The following is a 16,069-nucleotide window of genomic DNA, read 5'->3' on the forward strand; positions in this document are numbered from 1 at the left end:
CACCGGCCCCTTCTTCCCATGTGTCGAGCGAAGTCGAGACACGCTCGGCCGTCGCGCGCGAACGAGAACGGCCGCCCCTCGACTTCGCTCGGGGTAAGGAGCCGGACGGGGATGCATGAAAGGGCGCGCCGCCAGGTGGCCCCCCGCCCCGACCTTCGCCGCATGTGCCTGATCCACCCGCCGCAAGCATCCCGGCCAAGCCCTCGACCAACGTCTACCTGCATCGTCGCGTCGCGCCTGCTGCGACAAGCTTTCGTTAACCCGTCGCGCGCATGGTCCGTTTCGAACCATATCGAGGATAGCGGGTGCAGACGTCGCGGATCGGCAACGGCAGGGCAGCGGAGGATCGCGCATCCGTCCGCCTCGCCATCGCCGATGCGGCGCAGCGCACCGGCGCCAGCTTCTCCTACCTGTTCAACCAGGCGCGCAGCGAGAGCGGGCTCAACCCCAACGCCAAGGCGGGCAACTCCTCCGCCACCGGCCTCTACCAGTTCATCGATCAGAGCTGGCTGGGCGTGCTGAAGCAGCATGGCGCCGAGCATGGCTATGGCTGGGCGGCCGACGCCATCAAGGCGCGGCCGGGCGGCGGCTACACCGTCTCCGATCCGGATGCGAAGGCCGCCATCAACGCGCTGCGCCGCGATCCCACCGCCTCCGCCCTGATGGCCGGCGAATATGCGCAGGACAATGCCGCCGGCCTGCAGAGCGCGCTCGGCCGTGAGGCGAACGCGACCGACCTCTATTTCGGTCACTTCCTCGGCCTCGCCGGCGCCAAGAAGTTCCTGCGGGCGGCCGCCGCCAGCCCGGATGCGCCCGCCGCGTCGATCTTCCCGCGCGAGGCGGCGGCGAACCGCGGCCTGTTCTACACCAGGTCCGGCGCACCCCGCAGCTTTGCCGATCTGTACGCGCTGATGGGCCGCAAGATCGAGGGGCCGGTGGATACCGACGCCGTGACCGCGCCGATCCGGATGGCGAGCCTCGCCGCCTCCATCTCCCCCACCAGCACCCCGCTCAGCGACGCGCCGCCCTCCGACGTCAAGCTGGTGGACCTGCCCGCCTCGACATCCCGCCAGGCGCCCTCCGACGTGATGCTGGCGCTGAACCGCCAGAGCGACGGCGCCAGCGTGCTGCGCCCGAGCCCGCGGAACGCGATGCTCGCCTACATGATGGTGTCGGCCCCCACTGACGTGTGACGCCGCGTCATCCCGCCAGCATGACGGCGGCCGCCGCGATGAGGCCGGCGACGCTGGGGTAGAAGGTCAGGCCGAAGCCGAGCGCCCGGCCCGTGGCACCGCGCCGATACCCTGCCCAGAACAGCAGCCGGCCGATGGCGAACAGGCCGGCCATAGTCCAGACGAGCGGCTCGGGCCGGGCGAACGTGGCGGCCACGATCATGTGGGCGCAGACCGCCGGCACCACCTGCTCGAGCGTGTTTTGCAGGATCGCGCCCGCCCGTCGAACCTCGTCCGATCCCGCCTCGCCAGCGCTGCCGGCGATGTCGCGTTCGGACAGGAAGCGCAGCCGCGCGACGTTCGCGATCGTCGCCGCCAGCCAGCCGATCACGAGCAGATCGGCGCGCAAGGCGGACCGGAGGCGCAGGGCGAACGGCACCTGAGCGGCGCCCCGATCGAGCGTCGCGGCGAGGCCGAGCGCGACGATCGTGATGCCCAGCGCGATAGCCATCGCCACCGCCACGCCGCGCTGCTCGCGCCTGAAGCTCCGCATCGCCATGATGCCCCGCCCTTATCCGATCGCGGTCCGATCGCCGGCTACGTCTCGTCCCGCACCCACCGCGCGAAGATCGCCGTCGGCAGCAGCAGCCCGCGCGCTTCCTCGCGCACCGCCATCTCGCCCGCTTCCACCCGGCCGCCAAGCTCGGCGGTCGCCTGCCGCAGCAGCTCCGCGATCGCCAGCGCCGACATGCGCACCGCATACACCGTCAGCACCAGATATTTCGAGTTCGCGTCCAGCAGGTTGCGGCAGTGGGCGATCAGGCCGGGCAGATGCTCCTCCAGCCTCCACACCTCGCCGTCCGGCCCGCGCCCGAACTTCGGCGGATCGAGCAGGATGCCGTCGTAGCGCCGCTGCCGCCGCACCTCGCGCGCGGCGAACTTCACCGCATCGTCCACCATCCAGCGGATCGGGCGATCGGCCATGTCGCTAAGAAACGCATTCTCCTTGCCCGCCTCGACCGACTTCTTGGACGCATCGACATGGGTGATCCGCGCGCCCTTCGCCGCCAACGCCAGGCTGCCGACACCGGTATAGCCGAACAGGTTCAGCACCTCGTCGCCTTCGCCGGTCCGCTCGCGCATCCACTCCCACTGCGGCGCCATGTCGGGAAAGAAAGCGAGGTGGCGGAACGGCGTGTTCTGGGCGAGGAAGCGCGCCTCCTCCCAGCGCAGGTGCCAGCCGCCGCGCGGCACATCGCGCGAGAGGTGCCACTTGCCGCCGCCATCCTCGTCCGATGCGGCGATGAAGTCGCCATCGGCCTGCCAGTCGGCCCGCGCCGGCGGCCACATCGCCTGCGGTTCCGGCCGGATGAAGCTGAAGCGGCCGAACCGCTCCCACTTGCGGCCGTGGCCGCTGTCGATCAGGCCGTAATCGGCCCATGGCTCGGTGACGAGGGTGGTCAGCTGCACGGCCCGCCGCGCCTCAGGCGGCCTTGGCGAGCTTGCCGCCGACGGTCGCCAGCGCCTCGCCGCCGGCCAGCGCCGCCTGCCCCGCCGCCCGCGCCTGGGCGAGCGTGACGGCGTCGATCTGCGCCACGGTCTCGGCCGGCGGCACGATACGGCCGTGGATCTGGATCTGCCGGGCGAGATGGTCGCAGCGCGCGCCCACCCCTTCCAGCCCCATCAGCAGCCCGGCGCGGGCCTGCGCCTTCGCCCGCGTCAGCTCCGCCTCGCTCAGCGTCTCGGCGGTGCGGGCCAGGATGTCGCGGGTCAGCGCCAGCGCCTCGGCCGCCTGCGGGCGGGCGGCCGCGCAGTAGACGCCGAACAACCCGGTCTCGGCATAGCTCTGCGTCCAGGCGTAGATGCTGTAGGCGAGCCCGCGCTCCTCGCGCAGCTGCTGGAACAGCCGGGAGGACATGCCGCCCCCCGCCGCCGCCGCGTAGAGCGAGAGGGCGAACACGTCCGGATGCGCGTGGCCCAGCCCTGGAAACGCCAGCGCCACGTGCAGCTGATCGAACCTGCGCCGGTCGTGATGCCTGCCGCCGCCGAACCGCCCGGCCTGATCGCCCGGCGGCGCCCCCGCCGCCATGTCGCCGAAACGATCCTCGGCCAGCCGCAGCAGCGCATCCTCGTCCACCTTGCCGGCCGCCGCCAGCACCAGCCGGGCCGGGCGGTAGCGCGTCGTCGTCCAGTCGCGCAGCGCCGCCACGTCGATCGCGGCGATCGTCCCCTCCGCGCCGAGCACCGGCCGCCCCAGGCTCTGGCCGGGAAAGGCGGCGGATTGCAGGTGATCGAAGATGATGTCGTCCGGCGTGTCGCGTGCCTCGCCAAGTTCGGCCAGCACCACGCCCTTCTCGCGCTCCAGCTCGTCGGCATCCAGGTGCGGGCGGCGCACCAGATCGGCGATCATCTCCACGCCCAGCGGCAGATCGGGCGCGAGCAGGCGGGCGTGGAACACGGTATGGTCACGCGCCGTCCACGCATTCAGCGATCCGCCGACATCCTCGATATCCTCGGCGATGGCCTTGGCGTCGCGCGGACCGGCGCCCTTGAACAGCATATGCTCGACCATGTGGGCGAGGCCGGAGAGGTCCTGCGGCTCCGATCGCGCGCCCACATCGGCATAGAGGCCCACGGAGAGCGTCTCGACCCCGGCCATCGGCTCCACCGCCACGGTGAGGCCGTTGGCGAGGCGATGCAGCCGCGCCGTCATGCGGGAATGGCCACCCGCTCCGCCGGCACCGCCCGCGCGGCGACATAGTTCTCGATCGCGGCCAGATCGGCTGGCAGCGAGGCGAAACGCTCCTCCCGCTCGAACAGGCCGCCGATCCGCGCCGGCAGCACCGGCCGCTGGCCGGTCGCCCGCTCAACCGCATCGCGGAACTTGGCCGGGTGTGCCGTCGCCAGGGTGACGATCGGGATCACGTCCGGCAATTCGGCGGCCCGCGCGGCGGCCAGGCCGATCGCGGTGTGCGGATCGATCAGCATGCACGCCGTCTGCGAGGCGGAGCGCATCGCCAGCGCCATCGCATCGGGATCGATCCGCGCGCTGGTGAACAGGCCGGCCGCCTCCTCGCGCATCGCCGGCGCGATCGCCAGCGATCGGCTCGCCTCGAACCCCGTCATCGTCGCGGCGAGCGCGGCGCCGTCGCGGCCGTGCAGATCGAACAGCAGCCGCTCGAAATTGCTGCTGACCTGGATGTCCATCGAGGGTGCGGCCGTGGGCGTCACCGTGCCGACCGAATAGTCGCCGGCCGAGAGTGCGCGGTGCAGGATGTCGTTCACGTTGGTCGCCACGATCAGCCGGGCGACCGGCAGGCCCATCCGCTGCGCGACGTAGCCCGCGAACACGTCGCCGAAATTGCCCGTCGGCACCGAGAAGGCGACCGGCCGTTCGGGCGCGCCCAGGCGCACGGCGGCGTAGAAGTAATAGACCACCTGCGCCATCAGCCGTGCCCAGTTGATCGAATTGACGGCGGACAGGGCGAAGCGGCCGGCGAAACCGCGATCGGCGAACATCGCCTTCACCAGCGCCTGCGCATCGTCGAAGCTGCCGTCGATGGCGATGTTGTGCACGTTGGGCGCCAACACCGTCGTCATCTGGCGACGCTGCACGTCGGAGACGCGGCCGGCCGGGTGGAGCATGAAGATGTCCACCTTCGCGCGGCCCGCCAGCGCGTCGATCGCGGCGGAGCCGGTGTCGCCGGATGTCGCGCCGACCACCGTCAAATGCGTGTCGCGGCCGGCCAGGAACCGCTCGAACAGCAGGCCCAGCAGCTGCAGCGCGACGTCCTTGAAGGCCAGGGTCGGGCCGTGGAACAGCTCGAGCAGCCAGTTGCGCCCATCCAGCTGCACCAGCGGGGTGACGGCGGCATGATCGAAGCGGCCATAGGCCTCGGTGCACAGCGCGCGCAGCTCGTCTTGCGTCAGCGCGTCGCCGACGAACGGGGCCATCACCCGCACGGCCGTCTCGACATAGGAGAGGCCGGCCAGATCGGCGATCTCGGCCGCCGTGAAGGACGGCCACCGCTCGGGCACGTAGAGCCCGCCATCGGCGGCGAGGCCGGCGAGGGTGACGTTCTCGAAGTCGAGCGCGGGGGCGTTGCCGCGGGTGCTGATGTAGCGCATGACCGGCGGGCCTTATACGGCGCCGGGGCCAGCGGCAACCGAATCCCGGCGGCGGCTCACTTGGGCGGCCGGCCGATCCATCGCTGGCGCAGCGCCACGGCGTAGACGGCCAGCGCCACGATCGCGAACAGGAACCACTGCACGGCATAGGCGCGATGGTTGTTCGGGATGTTCTCGGGCGAAGGGCGCGCGCTCGGCGCCAGCCCCGGCGCGGGCGTCTCCGCCACCAGCAGCAGGATATGGTCGCGATCGCTGTCGATGACGCCGGAGACGCGGCCGCCGCGCGCGCCGGCCGGCGCCGCGAAATCGCGCGACCAGCCGAAATCGACCAGCATCCCCGGCCCTTCCGCGCCGGTGCGGCACAGCGCCAGGTGCCGCCAGCCGGGCTCGCCGGCGCGGTTGCTGCCGGCGCGCGCGCTCCATGCCGTCGGTTGCAGGCACATGGCGGACGCGCGACGGAACAGCAGGCTGCCGTCCGTCGGCGGCACGGCGGGAAAGGCGATCGGCGGCCGCCCGGCGGCGGTCGCATATTGCGCCAGCAACGCCTCCTTCCAGTGCGCGCGGCGGATCTGCCACACGCCCAGCGCCACCATCAGGGCGACGGCGAGCCCGACGATCAGCGTCGGCCACAGCGGCAGGCGGCGCATCATGCGGGCGGCGGCGTCAGGCGTTGCCGACGCACCAGGGATCGGGCCGGTGATCGACCGGCGGCCCGGCCTGGCCATGCGCGGGGAAGCGCGCCTTGAAGGTGAAGGCCTGCGGCGTCGGGCCGTAGCGATCGAGCCGCCACAGTCGCGCCAGCCCGTCCTCGATCGTGGGGATGGTGCCGGCCGGGATCCACCAGAGCGCCTGATAGGCCCCCTCGAACCGCTCGAACCAGGCGCGGCGCCGCGCCATCCACGGCGTGTGGGCGCTGCGATAGACGAAGTCGAACAGCGCATCGGCGTCGGTCCACACCGACATGTTGATCGCGAACTGCGGATCGGCGGTGGGCCGCAGGGCGATGGCCCCCTCGCCGCTGTCGTCGGCCAGCCGCCAGACGAAGCCCGGCGCGGCATCGGCCAGCGCATTCACCGCCGCCAGCGCGGAAACGAACTCGGCGACCCTTGGATCGTCGGGCGGTGCGACGAGCCGCCCGACATTGACCTGCGCGAGATGCCAGTCCCCCGTGATGGATCGGCCGCGATCCACCGTCAGCCGGCGTGGATCGGCGCGCCCCAGCCGCCCCAGACGTAGATGGAGACGAACAGGAACAGCCACACCACGTCGACGAAGTGCCAGTACCAGGCCGCCGCCTCGAAGCCGAAATGCTGCTTCGGCGTGAAGTCGCCCTTGTAGGTGCGGATCAGGCAGACGATCAGGAAGATCGTGCCAATCAGCACGTGGAAGCCGTGGAACCCGGTCGCCATGAAGAAGGAGGCGCCGTAGTTGATGCCCTTGAAGGCGAACGGCGCGTGGATATACTCATAGGCCTGAATGCACGAGAACAGCAGGCCCAGGCCGATCGTGAGCCACAGGCCGGTCTTCAGCCCCTTGCGATCGCCGTGCAGCAGCGCGTGATGCGCCCAGGTGACGGTGGTGCCCGAGCAGAGCAGGATCATCGTGTTCAGCAGCGGAAAGGCGAACGGATCGATCACCTCGATGCCCTTGGGCGGCCAGGTACCGCCGACCGCCTCCACCGTGGAGGGGAACAGTGAGAAATCGAAGAAGGCCCAGAACCAGCCGACGAAGAACATCACCTCGGATGCGATGAACAGGATCATGCCGTAGCGCAGGTGCAGCGCGACGACGGGCGTGTGATCGCCGTGGTGCGCCTCGCGGATCACGTCGGACCACCAGCCGAACATCGTGCCGAGCACGCCGGCCACGCCCGCGAAGAACACGAATCCGCCGAAATGCACCGAATGCATCCACATGATCGCGCCGGCCGCCATCACCAGCGCCGACATCGAGCCGACGAACGGCCACGGGCTGGGTGGCAGGATGTGATAATCGTGGTTCTTCGCGCCGGCCATATGGTGCCCCTGATATGCCTGTCTTTGTCCCGACCCTTAACCGGCCGTCTTGTCCGAATCCACCGGGAAGAAGGTGTAGCTGAGGGTGATTTCGCTGATGTCGTTCGCGTCCGGATCGTCGATCAGCTTGGGATCGACATAGTAGATCACCGGCATGCGGATCGATTCGCCGGGCTTCAGCGTCTGCTGGGTGAAGCAGAAGCACTGGATCTTGGTGAAATATTTCCCCGCCTGCTCCGGCGTCACGTTGAAGCTGGCATGGCCGGTGATCGGCCGGTCGCTCTCGTTGGTGGCGTTGAAGAAGGCCATCTCGCGCGCGCCCACCGCCACCCGCTCCACCCGCTGCTCGGGCTCGAACGTCCACGGCATCGCGGGCGCTACGTTGGCGTCGAAGCGCACGTTGATGATCTTGCCGACGACGGCGCCCGGCGCGTCCTTGCCTTCCGCGCGCTGGGTGGTGCCGCCGAAGCCGGTCGCCTGGCAGAACATGCGGTAGAGCGGCACGCTGGCATAGCCGAGCCCCACCATCGCCAGCGCTACGGCGAGCATCACGAGGCCGACGCGCTTGTTGCGATCGGCGAGGCTGCGGGCTGCGGGCGCCGCCATCAGCTCATCTTCGCGATGGAGATGGCGTAGAACAGCACCACCAGCGCGCCCAGCACCAGCGCCATCGCGATCGATCGGCTGCGCTGGCGCCGGCGGATCTCGGCGACGTCGTCGAACGGCGGCTTGGTCATGCGATGATCCCGCTGAAGGCCCAATGGTCGGCGACGAGCGCGCCGAACACGAGGAAGAGGTAGAGGATCGAGAAGGCGAACAGCCGCCGCTCCGCCTTCATCGCCGCCTGATCCGTCTCGCGGCTGACGGCCACGCGCACGGCGAGCGCCACGAAGACGAGGCTCAGCGCACCGGCGACGGTGCCGTACAGCGCACCCGCCAGCCCTAAAGCGTAAGGGGCGATCGCCACCGCCGCCATCGGCAGGCTGTAGAGCAGCACCTGCGCCCGGGTGGCGCGCCGCCCGGCGACCACCGGCAGCATCGGCACGCCGGCATTGGCGTAATCAGTGTTCACGAACAGAGCGAGCGACCAGAAATGCGGCGGCGTCCAGAGGAAGACGAGGGCGAACAGCAGCACCGGCAGCACATCCACCCGCCCGGTCGCGGCGGCCCAGCCGATCAGCGCCGGGAAGGCGCCGGCCGCACCGCCGATGACGATGTTCTGCGACGTCCGCCGCTTCAGCCACACGGTGTAGACCAGCACGTAGAACAGGATGGAGGCGAGCAGGATCGCCGCGGCGAGCAGGTTCACCGCCAGCCCCATCAGCAGCACCGAGAAGCTGGCGAGGCCGACGCCGAAGTGCAGGGCGGACTGCCGATCCATCCGCCCCGCCGGCAGCGGCCGGCCGGCGGTGCGCCGCATCATGGCGTCGATATCCGCCTCATACCACTGGTTTAGCGCGCCGGCCGCGCCCGCGCCCAGCGCGATGCACAATATGGCGGTGAAGGCCAGCACCGGGTGGATCGATGCGGGCGCCGCCAGCAGCCCGCACAGGCCGGTGAACACCACCAGCGTCATCACGCGCGGCTTGGTCAGCGCCAGGAAATCGCGCCACTCGGCCGGCAGGCCGGCGGCGGCGCCCGGGCCGCGCATCTCGCTGAGGGTGCCTGTCGTCATCATGGTCCCGATCCGCACACGCCGCTCGCCGAACCCGGCGGCGACCCGAAACGCGGGCGGCCCGGACGCTGCCCGAGGGCGATCGTCCGGACCGGCCGCGATACTCCTGCCCGCCCCGCTTAGTCGATCCGCGGCAGCGTCTCGAACTGGTGGTAGGGCGGCGGGCTGGAGAGCGTCCACTCCAGCGTCGTCGCACCCTCGCCCCACGGGCTGTTGCCCACCCGCTTGCCGGCGAACAGCGAGTAGAAGATGTTGACGAAGAACACCACCATGCTGGCAGCCATGATCATGTAACCGATCGTGGCGAGGTGGTTATACTCGCGGAACGCATCCGGATAATCGGGGATGCGGCGCGGCATGCCGTCCAGACCCAGGAAGTGCATCGGGAAGAACAGCACGTTCACGCCGACGAAGAACATCCAGAAATGGATCTGCCCCAGCAACTCGTTATACTGGCGGCCCCACATCTTGGCGAACCAGTAGTAGAAGCCGGCGAACAGCGAGAACACGGCGCCCAGCGACAGCACGTAGTGGAAGTGCGCCACTACATAATAGGTGTCGTGCATGTAGTTGTCGACGCCGCCATTGGCGAGCACCACGCCCGTCACGCCGCCCACGGTGAACATGAAGATGAAGCCGATCGCCCACAGCATCGGCGTGGGGAAACGCAGCGATCCGCCCCACATCGTCGCGATCCAGGAGAAGATCTTGATGCCGGTGGGCACCGCGATCACCATCGTGGCGGCGGTGAAGTACATCTTCGTGTTCACGTCCAGGCCGGTCGTGAACATGTGGTGCGCCCACACGATGAAGCCCACCACGCCGATCGCCACCATGGCATAGGCCATGCCGAGATAGCCGAAGATCGGCTTGCGGCTGAAGGTGGAGATGATGTGGCTGACCATGCCGAAGCCCGGCAGGATCATAATGTAGACCTCGGGGTGGCCGAAGAACCAGAACAGATGCTGGTAGAGGATCGGATCGCCACCGCCGGCCGGATCGAAGAAGGTCGTGCCGAAGTTGCGGTCCGTCAGAAGCATGGTGATCGCGGCCGCGAGCACGGGCAGCGCCAGCAGCAGCAGGAAGGCGGTGATCAGCACCGACCAGGCGAACAGCGGCATCTTGTGCAGGGTCATGCCCGGCGCGCGCATGTTGAAGATGGTCGTGATGAAGTTGATCGCGCCCAGGATCGACGAAGCGCCCGCCAGGTGCAGCGCCAGGATCGCCATGTCCACCGAGGGCCCAGGCTCGCCATAGGTGGAGAGCGGCGCATAGACCGTCCAGCCGGTGCCGGCGCCGCCGACGAAGGCGGAGCCGAGCAGCAGCGTGAAGGCCGGCACGATCAGCCAGAAGCTGATGTTGTTCATGCGCGGGAAGGCCATGTCCGGCGCGCCGATCATGATCGGCACGAACCAGTTGCCGAAGCCGCCGATCATCGCCGGCATCACCATGAAGAACACCATGATGAGGCCGTGGGCGGTGATCAGCACGTTCCAGAAGTGCAGCGATGCGTCGCCCGACGCGCCGGACCAGGCCTCCAGATACTGGATGCCCGGCTCGGCCAGCTCGGCACGCATCAGGCCGGAGATCGCGCCGCCGATGATGCCCGCGATAATCGCGAAGATCAGGTAGAGCGTGCCGATGTCCTTGTGGTTCGTCGACATGAACCAGCGGGCGAAGAAGGCCGGCTTGTGATCGGCGTCATGATGATGCTCATGCGCGTGATCGGCCTGGAAGTGGCTGGCCGAAGCCGTCGTATCGGTCATGGCTGGGAACCCTGGTTCGCGGTCGCTGCTTGCGAGGTGACGGCGGGCTTGCCGCCCGTCGCGGGAATGGCCGGGGCCGGCGTCGCCAGTCCGGGCGCGGCGGGGGCCGCCGGGCCGGCGGTGGCGGGTGACGCGGGCGAGGTGGCGTCCGGATTGGCGGCCGGGCGCGCGCCCGGCATCGTGCCGCCCTTGGAGGCGACCCACGCGGCGAACTGCTCGCGCGAGACGACGTCGACGGCGATCGGCATGAAGCCGTGGCGCGCGCCGCACAGTTCCGAGCACTGGCCGTAGTAGACGCCGGGGCGATCGGCCTTGAACCACGTCTCGTTCAGGCGGCCGGGCACCGCGTCCATCTTGGTCCAGAAGGCGGGCACCGCGAACGAGTGGATCACGTCGTTGGAGGTGACGATCAGCTTCACCACGGCGCCCACCGGCACCACCATCCGCTCGTCAACCGCCAGCAGGCGGGGGCCGTCCTCCGGCTTGCGGACATCTTCCTTCAGCATGTTCGAGACGAGCTCGAAATCGCCGTTATCGGGATATTGGTAGGTCCAGTACCACTGGTTGCCGATCACCTTCACCGTCAGGTCCGCCTTGGGCGGGGCATATTGCTTGGCGAGCAGCTGGATCGAGGGCACCGCGATCACCAGCAGGATCAGCACCGGCGCCAGGGTCCAGACGATCTCGATCAGCGTGTTGTGCGAGGTCTTGGAGGGGACCGGGTTGGCGGCGGCGCGGTAGCGGAAGACCACCCACACCAGCAGCGCCAGCACGAAGATGCAGATGATGGTGATGATCGGCATCAGCACCACGTTGTGGAACCACTGCGCATCCTCGCCGATGGTCGTCACCTGTGGCTGGATCTTGAAGCCGCCCTCGATCGGCTGGCCCATGTCCGGCGTCGGCGCGATCTTGGGATAGGCGGCCACGGTCGGCGCCTTGGCCGCTTCCTTGGCGTCGGGCGTGGCGGAGGTGGCGCCCGGCGTGGGCGCCGCGGTCGGCGAAACGGGGGTGGTGGCCGCCTCCGGCGTCGTCACCGCCGGCACCGGCGATGGGGCCGGGGCCGCCTGGGCCAGCGCGGCGGCCGGCGCGCCCACCAGCGCCAGAGCCATCATGATCGTTTTCAACGTCTTCATCGTACCCCCGTAAGTGCCTCTCGCGGCACTGTCCCATACCGACCGGGCATCCATATCCGCGGGCTTATAGGCGCGCCCCGGCCATGCCTCAAGCTCCATGCCAGATGAATTTCTGCGCGGTTGAAGCCGTGCCTGCGCCGGCCTATCTGGCGGCATTCGGACAACCGGCGGGGACGAGCATGACGGACGAGGAGGTGCTGGCCGAGTTCCGCGCGGCGGAAGCGCTGCTGGAAGGCCATTTCATCCTCTCCTCGGGCCTGCGCAGTCCGCGCTACCTGCAGTGCGCGCGCGTGCTGATGAACCCCGCCCGCGCCGCCCGGCTGGCCGGCGAACTGGCGCTGCGCATACCGGACAAAGTGAAGATCCGCCTCGGCGCCGTCGTCTCCCCGGCCATGGGCGGGGTGATCGCCGGGCACGAGATGGGCCGCGCGCTGGGTCTCGACGCGATGTTCGTCGAGCGGCCGGCCGGCACGTTCGAGCTGCGCCGCGGCTTCCGCCTGCCCAAGGGGCAGACGGTGCTGCTGATGGAGGATGTCGTCACCACCGGCCTCAGCTCGCGCGAGGCGATCGCGGCGGTGGAGGCGGCGGGCGGCACCGTGATCGCGGCCGCGGCGCTCGTCGATCGCTCCAACGGCAAGGCCGATCTCGGCGTGCCCTTCTACCCGCTGATCCGGCTGGAGGTGCCGAGCTACCCGGCCGATGCGCTGCCGCCCGAGCTGGCGGCCATCCCGGCGATGAAGCCCGGCAGCCGGCTCGCCCAAGCCGGGGCATGATCCGGCGGGCGCTGCTGGGTGCCGCGATCACGGCGGTCGCCGCCGCGCCCGCCCCGGCCGTGCACGCCCAGGCAGCCCCCGTTCATGCCGCGCCCGACGCCGCCCGGCTGGACGGGATCGTCGCCGCCGCCGGCTTCAGCGGCGTCGCCCTCGTCGGCCAGGGGGAGGGGATCGCCTGGCAGCGCAGCGTGGGGGAGGCGAGCCCCGGCGTGCCGCACGCCGCCGAGTCGGTCTGGCGCCTGGCCTCGGTGACGAAGCAGCTCACCGCGCTGATCGTGATGCAGGAGGTCGCCGCCGGCCGACTCGATCTCGACGCGCCGATGGCGACGCTCTGGCCCGGCTGGCCGGCGCCTGATGCCGCCACGATCACGCCGCGCCTGCTGCTGACCCACGACAGCGGCCTCGCCGACCCGGCCGAGAGCAGGCCGGACAAGGACGGCATCCCGGAATTCTACCGCCGCGTCGGCCCCGCCGCCGATCCCGCCCGCTCCGCCGCCGATTTCTGCGCCCGTTCCCCGCGCGCCAGGGCGGGCAGCGGCTATCATTACGACAATTGCGACTTCATCGTGCTCGGCGGCCTGCTCGAACGGCTCACCGGCACGCCCTTCGCGGCCTTGCTGCAGCAGCGGATCGCGCAGCCGCTGGGCCTCGCCAGCCTCGGCCTGTTCCGCTTCGATGCGACGCCCGCGCGGCACGTGCGCGGCACCGTCGGCGGCCGGGCGGAGCCGGCGCTGAACCTCGGCACCTACGGCGCCGCCGGCTCCGCCTACATCTCCCCGCGCGATCTGTGGGCGTTCGATCGCGCGCTGATGGAGAATCGCCTGCTCGATCGCATCCAGACGCGGGCGATGTGGGCGGGCGATCCCGCGCTCGGCTTCGCCGCCTTCGGCGCGTGGAGCTACGCCACCCGCCTGGCCGGCTGCCCTGACACGGTGGACCTGATCGAGCGGCGCGGCATGATCGGCGGCGTGCAGATCCGCAACTTCCTGAACCCCGCCCGCCGTGCCGCCGTGATCCTGTTCACCAACACGGCCGAATTCGATTTCGGCGAGGTGGGCGAAGGCCGCGGCTTCGCCTATGACATGCTCTCCGCCGCCTTCTGCCCGGCGCCATAGGGGATCCCGCCTGCCCATGACCGGCCGCCTCCGCCTCGGCGTCAACATCGATCATGTCGCCACCATCCGCAACGCGCGCGGCGGCCCCCATCCCGATCCGGTGCGCGCGGCGCAGGCGGCGGCCGCGGCGGGCGCGGACGGCATCACCGCCCACCTGCGCGAGGATCGCCGCCACATCACCGACACCGACATCGACCGGCTGACGGCGGAGATCGCCCTGCCGCTGAACCTGGAGATGGCGGCCACGCCGGAGATGCTGGCGATCGCCTGCCGCCACCGCCCGCACGCCGCCTGCATCGTGCCGGAACGGCGCGAGGAGCGCACGACCGAGGGTGGGCTCAACGCCGCCGGGCAGATCGATTCGCTGCGCCCGATCGTGGCGCGGCTGAGCGAGGCCGGCATCCGCGTGAGCCTGTTCATCGAGCCGGCGCCAGAGCAGATCGAGGCGGCGATTAGGCTCGCCGCGCCGGTGGTGGAGTTCCACACCGGCCGCTACGCCCATGCCGACGGTGAGGCGCGCGCCGCCGAGCTGCGCCGCATCGCCGATGCCGCCGCGCTGGCGACGAAGAACGGCATCGAGCCGCACGCCGGCCACGGCCTGACCTACGACAATGTCGCCGCCGTCGCCGCCATCCCGCAGCTGGCGGAGCTCAACATCGGCCACTTCCTGATCGGCGAGGCGATCTTCACCGGGCTCGATGCGAGCGTGCGCCGGATGCGCGAACTGATGGACGAGGCACGGTGAGCGGCCACGTCCCGTTCCTCCCCGGCACGGGGAAGGGGACCATCCGCAGGATGGTGGAGGGGGAGCGCGGCGACGCGACTTCCTTCGATATGGCGCGACGCCACACGCCCCCTCCACCACGCCGGGCGCGGTTCCCCTCCCCGTGCCGGGGCGGATCCGCGTCATGATCGTCGGCATCGGCTCCGATCTCTGCAACATCGCGCGGATCCAGGGTTCGCTCGATCGCTTCGGCGAGCGGTTCGTCGCCCGCGTCTTCACCGCCACGGAACGCGCGAAGGCGGAGCGCCGCACGCTCACCCGCGCCGCCACCTACGCCAAGCGCTTCGCCGCGAAAGAGGCATTCTCCAAGGCCGTCGGCACCGGCTTCCGCGCGGGCGTGTTCATGAAGGACATCGGCGTCGTCAACGCACCCTCCGGCGCCCCCACCCTCGCCCTCTCCGGCGGGGCGAAGGCGCGGCTTGACGCGCTGACGCCGCCGGGCCACGCGGTGGACATCCATCTCACCCTGACAGACGATCATCCCTGGGCGCAGGCGTTCGTCATCCTCTACGCGCGTCCCATCGAGGAGAAGATCGCGTGAGCGATCGCGAACGGATCATGAGCACCGAACCCCCGGCCCCGCCGCCCGCCCCCGCAGATGCCCCGGCCGGCACCCCGCCCGCCGAGAAGAAGGGCACGGACTGGTGGGGCGAGATCAAGGGCGTGTTCTGGCTGGTGCTGGCGGTGCTCGCCTTCCACAGCTTCGTCGCCAAGCCCTTCTACATCCCGTCCGAATCGATGATGCCCACGCTCATCAAGGGCGATCGACTGGTCGTCACCAAATTCCCCTACGGCTGGTCCTACGTCTCGCCCAGCATCACCCGCATCCCCGGCCCGATCGGGCTGGAGCTGGGTCGCATCTTCGGCCAGCCCGATTATCTGTCGATCCCGTTCATCCCCGGCCGCCTGCTGGGCCATACGCCGCAGCGCGGCGACATCGTGATCGTCAAGCCGCGCGACCAATATACCGACTATATCAAGCGCGTGATCGGCCTGCCGGGCGACACGATCTCGCTGAAGGACGGCACCGTCTCGATCAACGGCGTGCCGGTGAAGCGACAGTTCCTCGCCCCCGCGATGATCCCGGTGGACGCCAACGTGCCGTGCGATACCGACATGGTCGCGCCGCTGCGCGTCACCGGGCCGGACGGCAAGCTCTACTGCCAGATGCCGCTGGTGCGGGAGACGCTGCCGAACGGCGTCAGCTACAACACCATCGATCTCGGCGACATTCCGCCGGTGGACGACATGGCGCCGGTGAAGGTGCCGGCCGGCCACCTGTTCCTGATGGGCGACAATCGCGACCAGTCCGCCGACAGCCGCGTGTCGATGGAGAATCACGGGCTCGGCGGCCCGATGCCGATCGAGAATATCGGCGGGCGGGCCGAATTCATCACCTTCTCGCTCGATGGCACTTCCAGCCTGTTCAATCCGTTGAGCTGGTTCACCGCCATGCGCGGCAGCCGCGCCGGCACCAGCCTGCGGCCCGAGCATGTGAAGTAAGC

The 16,069-nt window shown here is 70.0% G+C and carries 18 protein-coding genes; 6 read left to right on the forward strand and 12 right to left on the reverse strand.

Annotation, left to right across the window (positions count from 1 at the left end; all coding sequences use genetic code 11):
• The first annotated feature begins 305 nt into the window (after window positions 1-305).
• Entirely contained in the window at window positions 306-1,193 is an 888-nt protein-coding gene (locus GNT64_RS15620; RefSeq protein WP_231639042.1) for a hypothetical protein, read from the forward strand.
• A gap of 7 nt (window positions 1,194-1,200) precedes the next feature.
• On the opposite strand, the gene GNT64_RS15625 is transcribed toward GNT64_RS15620, so the two are convergent.
• From GNT64_RS15625 to coxB, 12 genes are all read right to left on the reverse strand, one after another.
• Window positions 1,201-1,731 (reverse strand): MAPEG family protein, encoded by a 531-nt coding sequence (locus GNT64_RS15625; RefSeq protein WP_156680363.1) that lies wholly within the window; start codon window positions 1,729-1,731, stop codon window positions 1,201-1,203.
• Between the two features lie 38 nt (window positions 1,732-1,769).
• A complete protein-coding gene (locus tag GNT64_RS15630) occupies window positions 1,770-2,642 on the reverse strand; it encodes a class I SAM-dependent methyltransferase (RefSeq protein WP_156680364.1) in 873 nt (290 codons plus the stop codon).
• Between the two features lie 13 nt (window positions 2,643-2,655).
• Window positions 2,656-3,885, reverse strand: a complete 1,230-nt coding sequence (locus GNT64_RS15635; RefSeq protein WP_156680365.1) for a M16 family metallopeptidase — start codon at window positions 3,883-3,885, stop codon at window positions 2,656-2,658.
• Window positions 3,882-5,300: a threonine synthase gene (thrC, locus tag GNT64_RS15640; protein WP_156680366.1), complete on the reverse strand. Its 1,419-nt coding sequence runs from the start codon at window positions 5,298-5,300 to the stop codon at window positions 3,882-3,884. Before thrC ends, GNT64_RS15635 begins: the two co-directional genes overlap by 4 nt.
• A 56-nt stretch (window positions 5,301-5,356) precedes the next feature.
• Complete coding sequence (locus GNT64_RS15645; protein WP_338420389.1) at window positions 5,357-5,950, reverse strand: SURF1 family protein; 594 nt, start codon at window positions 5,948-5,950, stop codon at window positions 5,357-5,359.
• Between the two features lie 13 nt (window positions 5,951-5,963).
• Entirely contained in the window at window positions 5,964-6,491 is a 528-nt protein-coding gene (locus GNT64_RS15650; protein ID WP_231639043.1) for a DUF3291 domain-containing protein, read from the reverse strand.
• A gap of 2 nt (window positions 6,492-6,493) precedes the next feature.
• On the reverse strand, window positions 6,494-7,315 hold the full coding sequence (locus GNT64_RS15655; RefSeq protein WP_156680367.1) for a cytochrome c oxidase subunit 3: 822 nt from the start codon (window positions 7,313-7,315) through the stop codon (window positions 6,494-6,496).
• Between the two features lie 36 nt (window positions 7,316-7,351).
• Window positions 7,352-7,921 carry a cytochrome c oxidase assembly protein gene (locus GNT64_RS15660; RefSeq protein WP_156680368.1) on the reverse strand — a complete coding sequence of 190 codons (570 nt, stop codon included), beginning with the start codon at window positions 7,919-7,921 and terminating at the stop codon, window positions 7,352-7,354.
• Window positions 7,921-8,052, reverse strand: coding sequence for a hypothetical protein (locus tag GNT64_RS22200; protein ID WP_277873237.1), 132 nt, complete (start codon window positions 8,050-8,052; stop codon window positions 7,921-7,923). The genes GNT64_RS15660 and GNT64_RS22200 overlap by 1 nt, the downstream gene beginning before the upstream one ends.
• Window positions 8,049-8,993: a heme o synthase gene (locus GNT64_RS15665; protein ID WP_197277024.1), complete on the reverse strand. Its 945-nt coding sequence runs from the start codon at window positions 8,991-8,993 to the stop codon at window positions 8,049-8,051. The genes GNT64_RS22200 and GNT64_RS15665 overlap by 4 nt, the downstream gene beginning before the upstream one ends.
• Before the next feature lie 116 nt (window positions 8,994-9,109).
• Complete coding sequence (gene ctaD / locus GNT64_RS15670; RefSeq protein ID WP_156680369.1) at window positions 9,110-10,756, reverse strand: cytochrome c oxidase subunit I; 1,647 nt, start codon at window positions 10,754-10,756, stop codon at window positions 9,110-9,112.
• Entirely contained in the window at window positions 10,753-11,892 is a 1,140-nt protein-coding gene (gene coxB / locus GNT64_RS15675; protein WP_156680370.1) for a cytochrome c oxidase subunit II, read from the reverse strand. The genes ctaD and coxB overlap by 4 nt, the downstream gene beginning before the upstream one ends.
• Window positions 11,893-12,071: 179 nt before the next feature.
• Here coxB and pyrE point away from each other — a divergent pair, with 179 nt between their 5' ends.
• The 5 genes from pyrE to lepB all read left to right on the forward strand — a co-directional run bounded on the left by pyrE (window position 12,072) and on the right by lepB (window position 16,067).
• On the forward strand, window positions 12,072-12,665 hold the full coding sequence (pyrE, locus tag GNT64_RS15680; protein WP_156680371.1) for an orotate phosphoribosyltransferase: 594 nt from the start codon (window positions 12,072-12,074) through the stop codon (window positions 12,663-12,665).
• Entirely contained in the window at window positions 12,662-13,780 is a 1,119-nt protein-coding gene (locus GNT64_RS15685) for a serine hydrolase domain-containing protein (RefSeq protein WP_156680372.1), read from the forward strand. Before pyrE ends, GNT64_RS15685 begins: the two co-directional genes overlap by 4 nt.
• 16 nt (window positions 13,781-13,796) lie before the next feature.
• A complete protein-coding gene (locus GNT64_RS15690) occupies window positions 13,797-14,525 on the forward strand; it encodes a pyridoxine 5'-phosphate synthase (protein ID WP_156680373.1) in 729 nt (242 codons plus the stop codon).
• 163 nt (window positions 14,526-14,688) lie between these two features.
• Window positions 14,689-15,105, forward strand: coding sequence for a holo-ACP synthase (acpS, locus tag GNT64_RS15695; protein WP_156680374.1), 417 nt, complete (start codon window positions 14,689-14,691; stop codon window positions 15,103-15,105).
• A gap of 17 nt (window positions 15,106-15,122) precedes the next feature.
• Window positions 15,123-16,067 (forward strand): signal peptidase I, encoded by a 945-nt coding sequence (lepB, locus tag GNT64_RS15700; protein WP_156680375.1) that lies wholly within the window; start codon window positions 15,123-15,125, stop codon window positions 16,065-16,067.
• Window positions 16,068-16,069: the final 2 nt, after the last annotated feature.

This window comes from Sphingomonas profundi (assembly GCF_009739515.1).
In the GTDB taxonomy this organism is placed as follows: domain Bacteria; phylum Pseudomonadota; class Alphaproteobacteria; order Sphingomonadales; family Sphingomonadaceae; genus Alterirhizorhabdus; species Alterirhizorhabdus profundi.

What these genes read in the sequence shown, in the direction of transcription:
- thrC (WP_156680366.1), bottom strand. Translation starts at nt 5,300, where the DNA reads ATGCGCTACATCAGCACCCGCGGCAACGCCCCCGCGCTCGACTTCGAG.
- ctaD (WP_156680369.1), bottom strand. Translation starts at nt 10,756, where the DNA reads ATGACCGATACGACGGCTTCGGCCAGCCACTTCCAGGCCGATCACGCG.
- GNT64_RS15655 (WP_156680367.1), bottom strand. Translation starts at nt 7,315, where the DNA reads ATGGCCGGCGCGAAGAACCACGATTATCACATCCTGCCACCCAGCCCG.
- GNT64_RS15635 (WP_156680365.1), bottom strand. Translation starts at nt 3,885, where the DNA reads ATGACGGCGCGGCTGCATCGCCTCGCCAACGGCCTCACCGTGGCGGTG.
- acpS (WP_156680374.1), top strand. Translation starts at nt 14,689, where the DNA reads ATGATCGTCGGCATCGGCTCCGATCTCTGCAACATCGCGCGGATCCAG.
- coxB (WP_156680370.1), bottom strand. Translation starts at nt 11,892, where the DNA reads ATGAAGACGTTGAAAACGATCATGATGGCTCTGGCGCTGGTGGGCGCG.
- GNT64_RS15660 (WP_156680368.1), bottom strand. Translation starts at nt 7,921, where the DNA reads ATGGCGGCGCCCGCAGCCCGCAGCCTCGCCGATCGCAACAAGCGCGTC.
- lepB (WP_156680375.1), top strand. Translation starts at nt 15,123, where the DNA reads ATGAGCACCGAACCCCCGGCCCCGCCGCCCGCCCCCGCAGATGCCCCG.
- GNT64_RS15685 (WP_156680372.1), top strand. Translation starts at nt 12,662, where the DNA reads ATGATCCGGCGGGCGCTGCTGGGTGCCGCGATCACGGCGGTCGCCGCC.
- GNT64_RS15645 (WP_338420389.1), bottom strand. Translation starts at nt 5,950, where the DNA reads ATGATGCGCCGCCTGCCGCTGTGGCCGACGCTGATCGTCGGGCTCGCC.
- GNT64_RS22200 (WP_277873237.1), bottom strand. Translation starts at nt 8,052, where the DNA reads ATGACCAAGCCGCCGTTCGACGACGTCGCCGAGATCCGCCGGCGCCAG.
- GNT64_RS15690 (WP_156680373.1), top strand. Translation starts at nt 13,797, where the DNA reads ATGACCGGCCGCCTCCGCCTCGGCGTCAACATCGATCATGTCGCCACC.
- pyrE (WP_156680371.1), top strand. Translation starts at nt 12,072, where the DNA reads ATGACGGACGAGGAGGTGCTGGCCGAGTTCCGCGCGGCGGAAGCGCTG.
- GNT64_RS15625 (WP_156680363.1), bottom strand. Translation starts at nt 1,731, where the DNA reads ATGGCGATGCGGAGCTTCAGGCGCGAGCAGCGCGGCGTGGCGGTGGCG.
- GNT64_RS15665 (WP_197277024.1), bottom strand. Translation starts at nt 8,993, where the DNA reads ATGATGACGACAGGCACCCTCAGCGAGATGCGCGGCCCGGGCGCCGCC.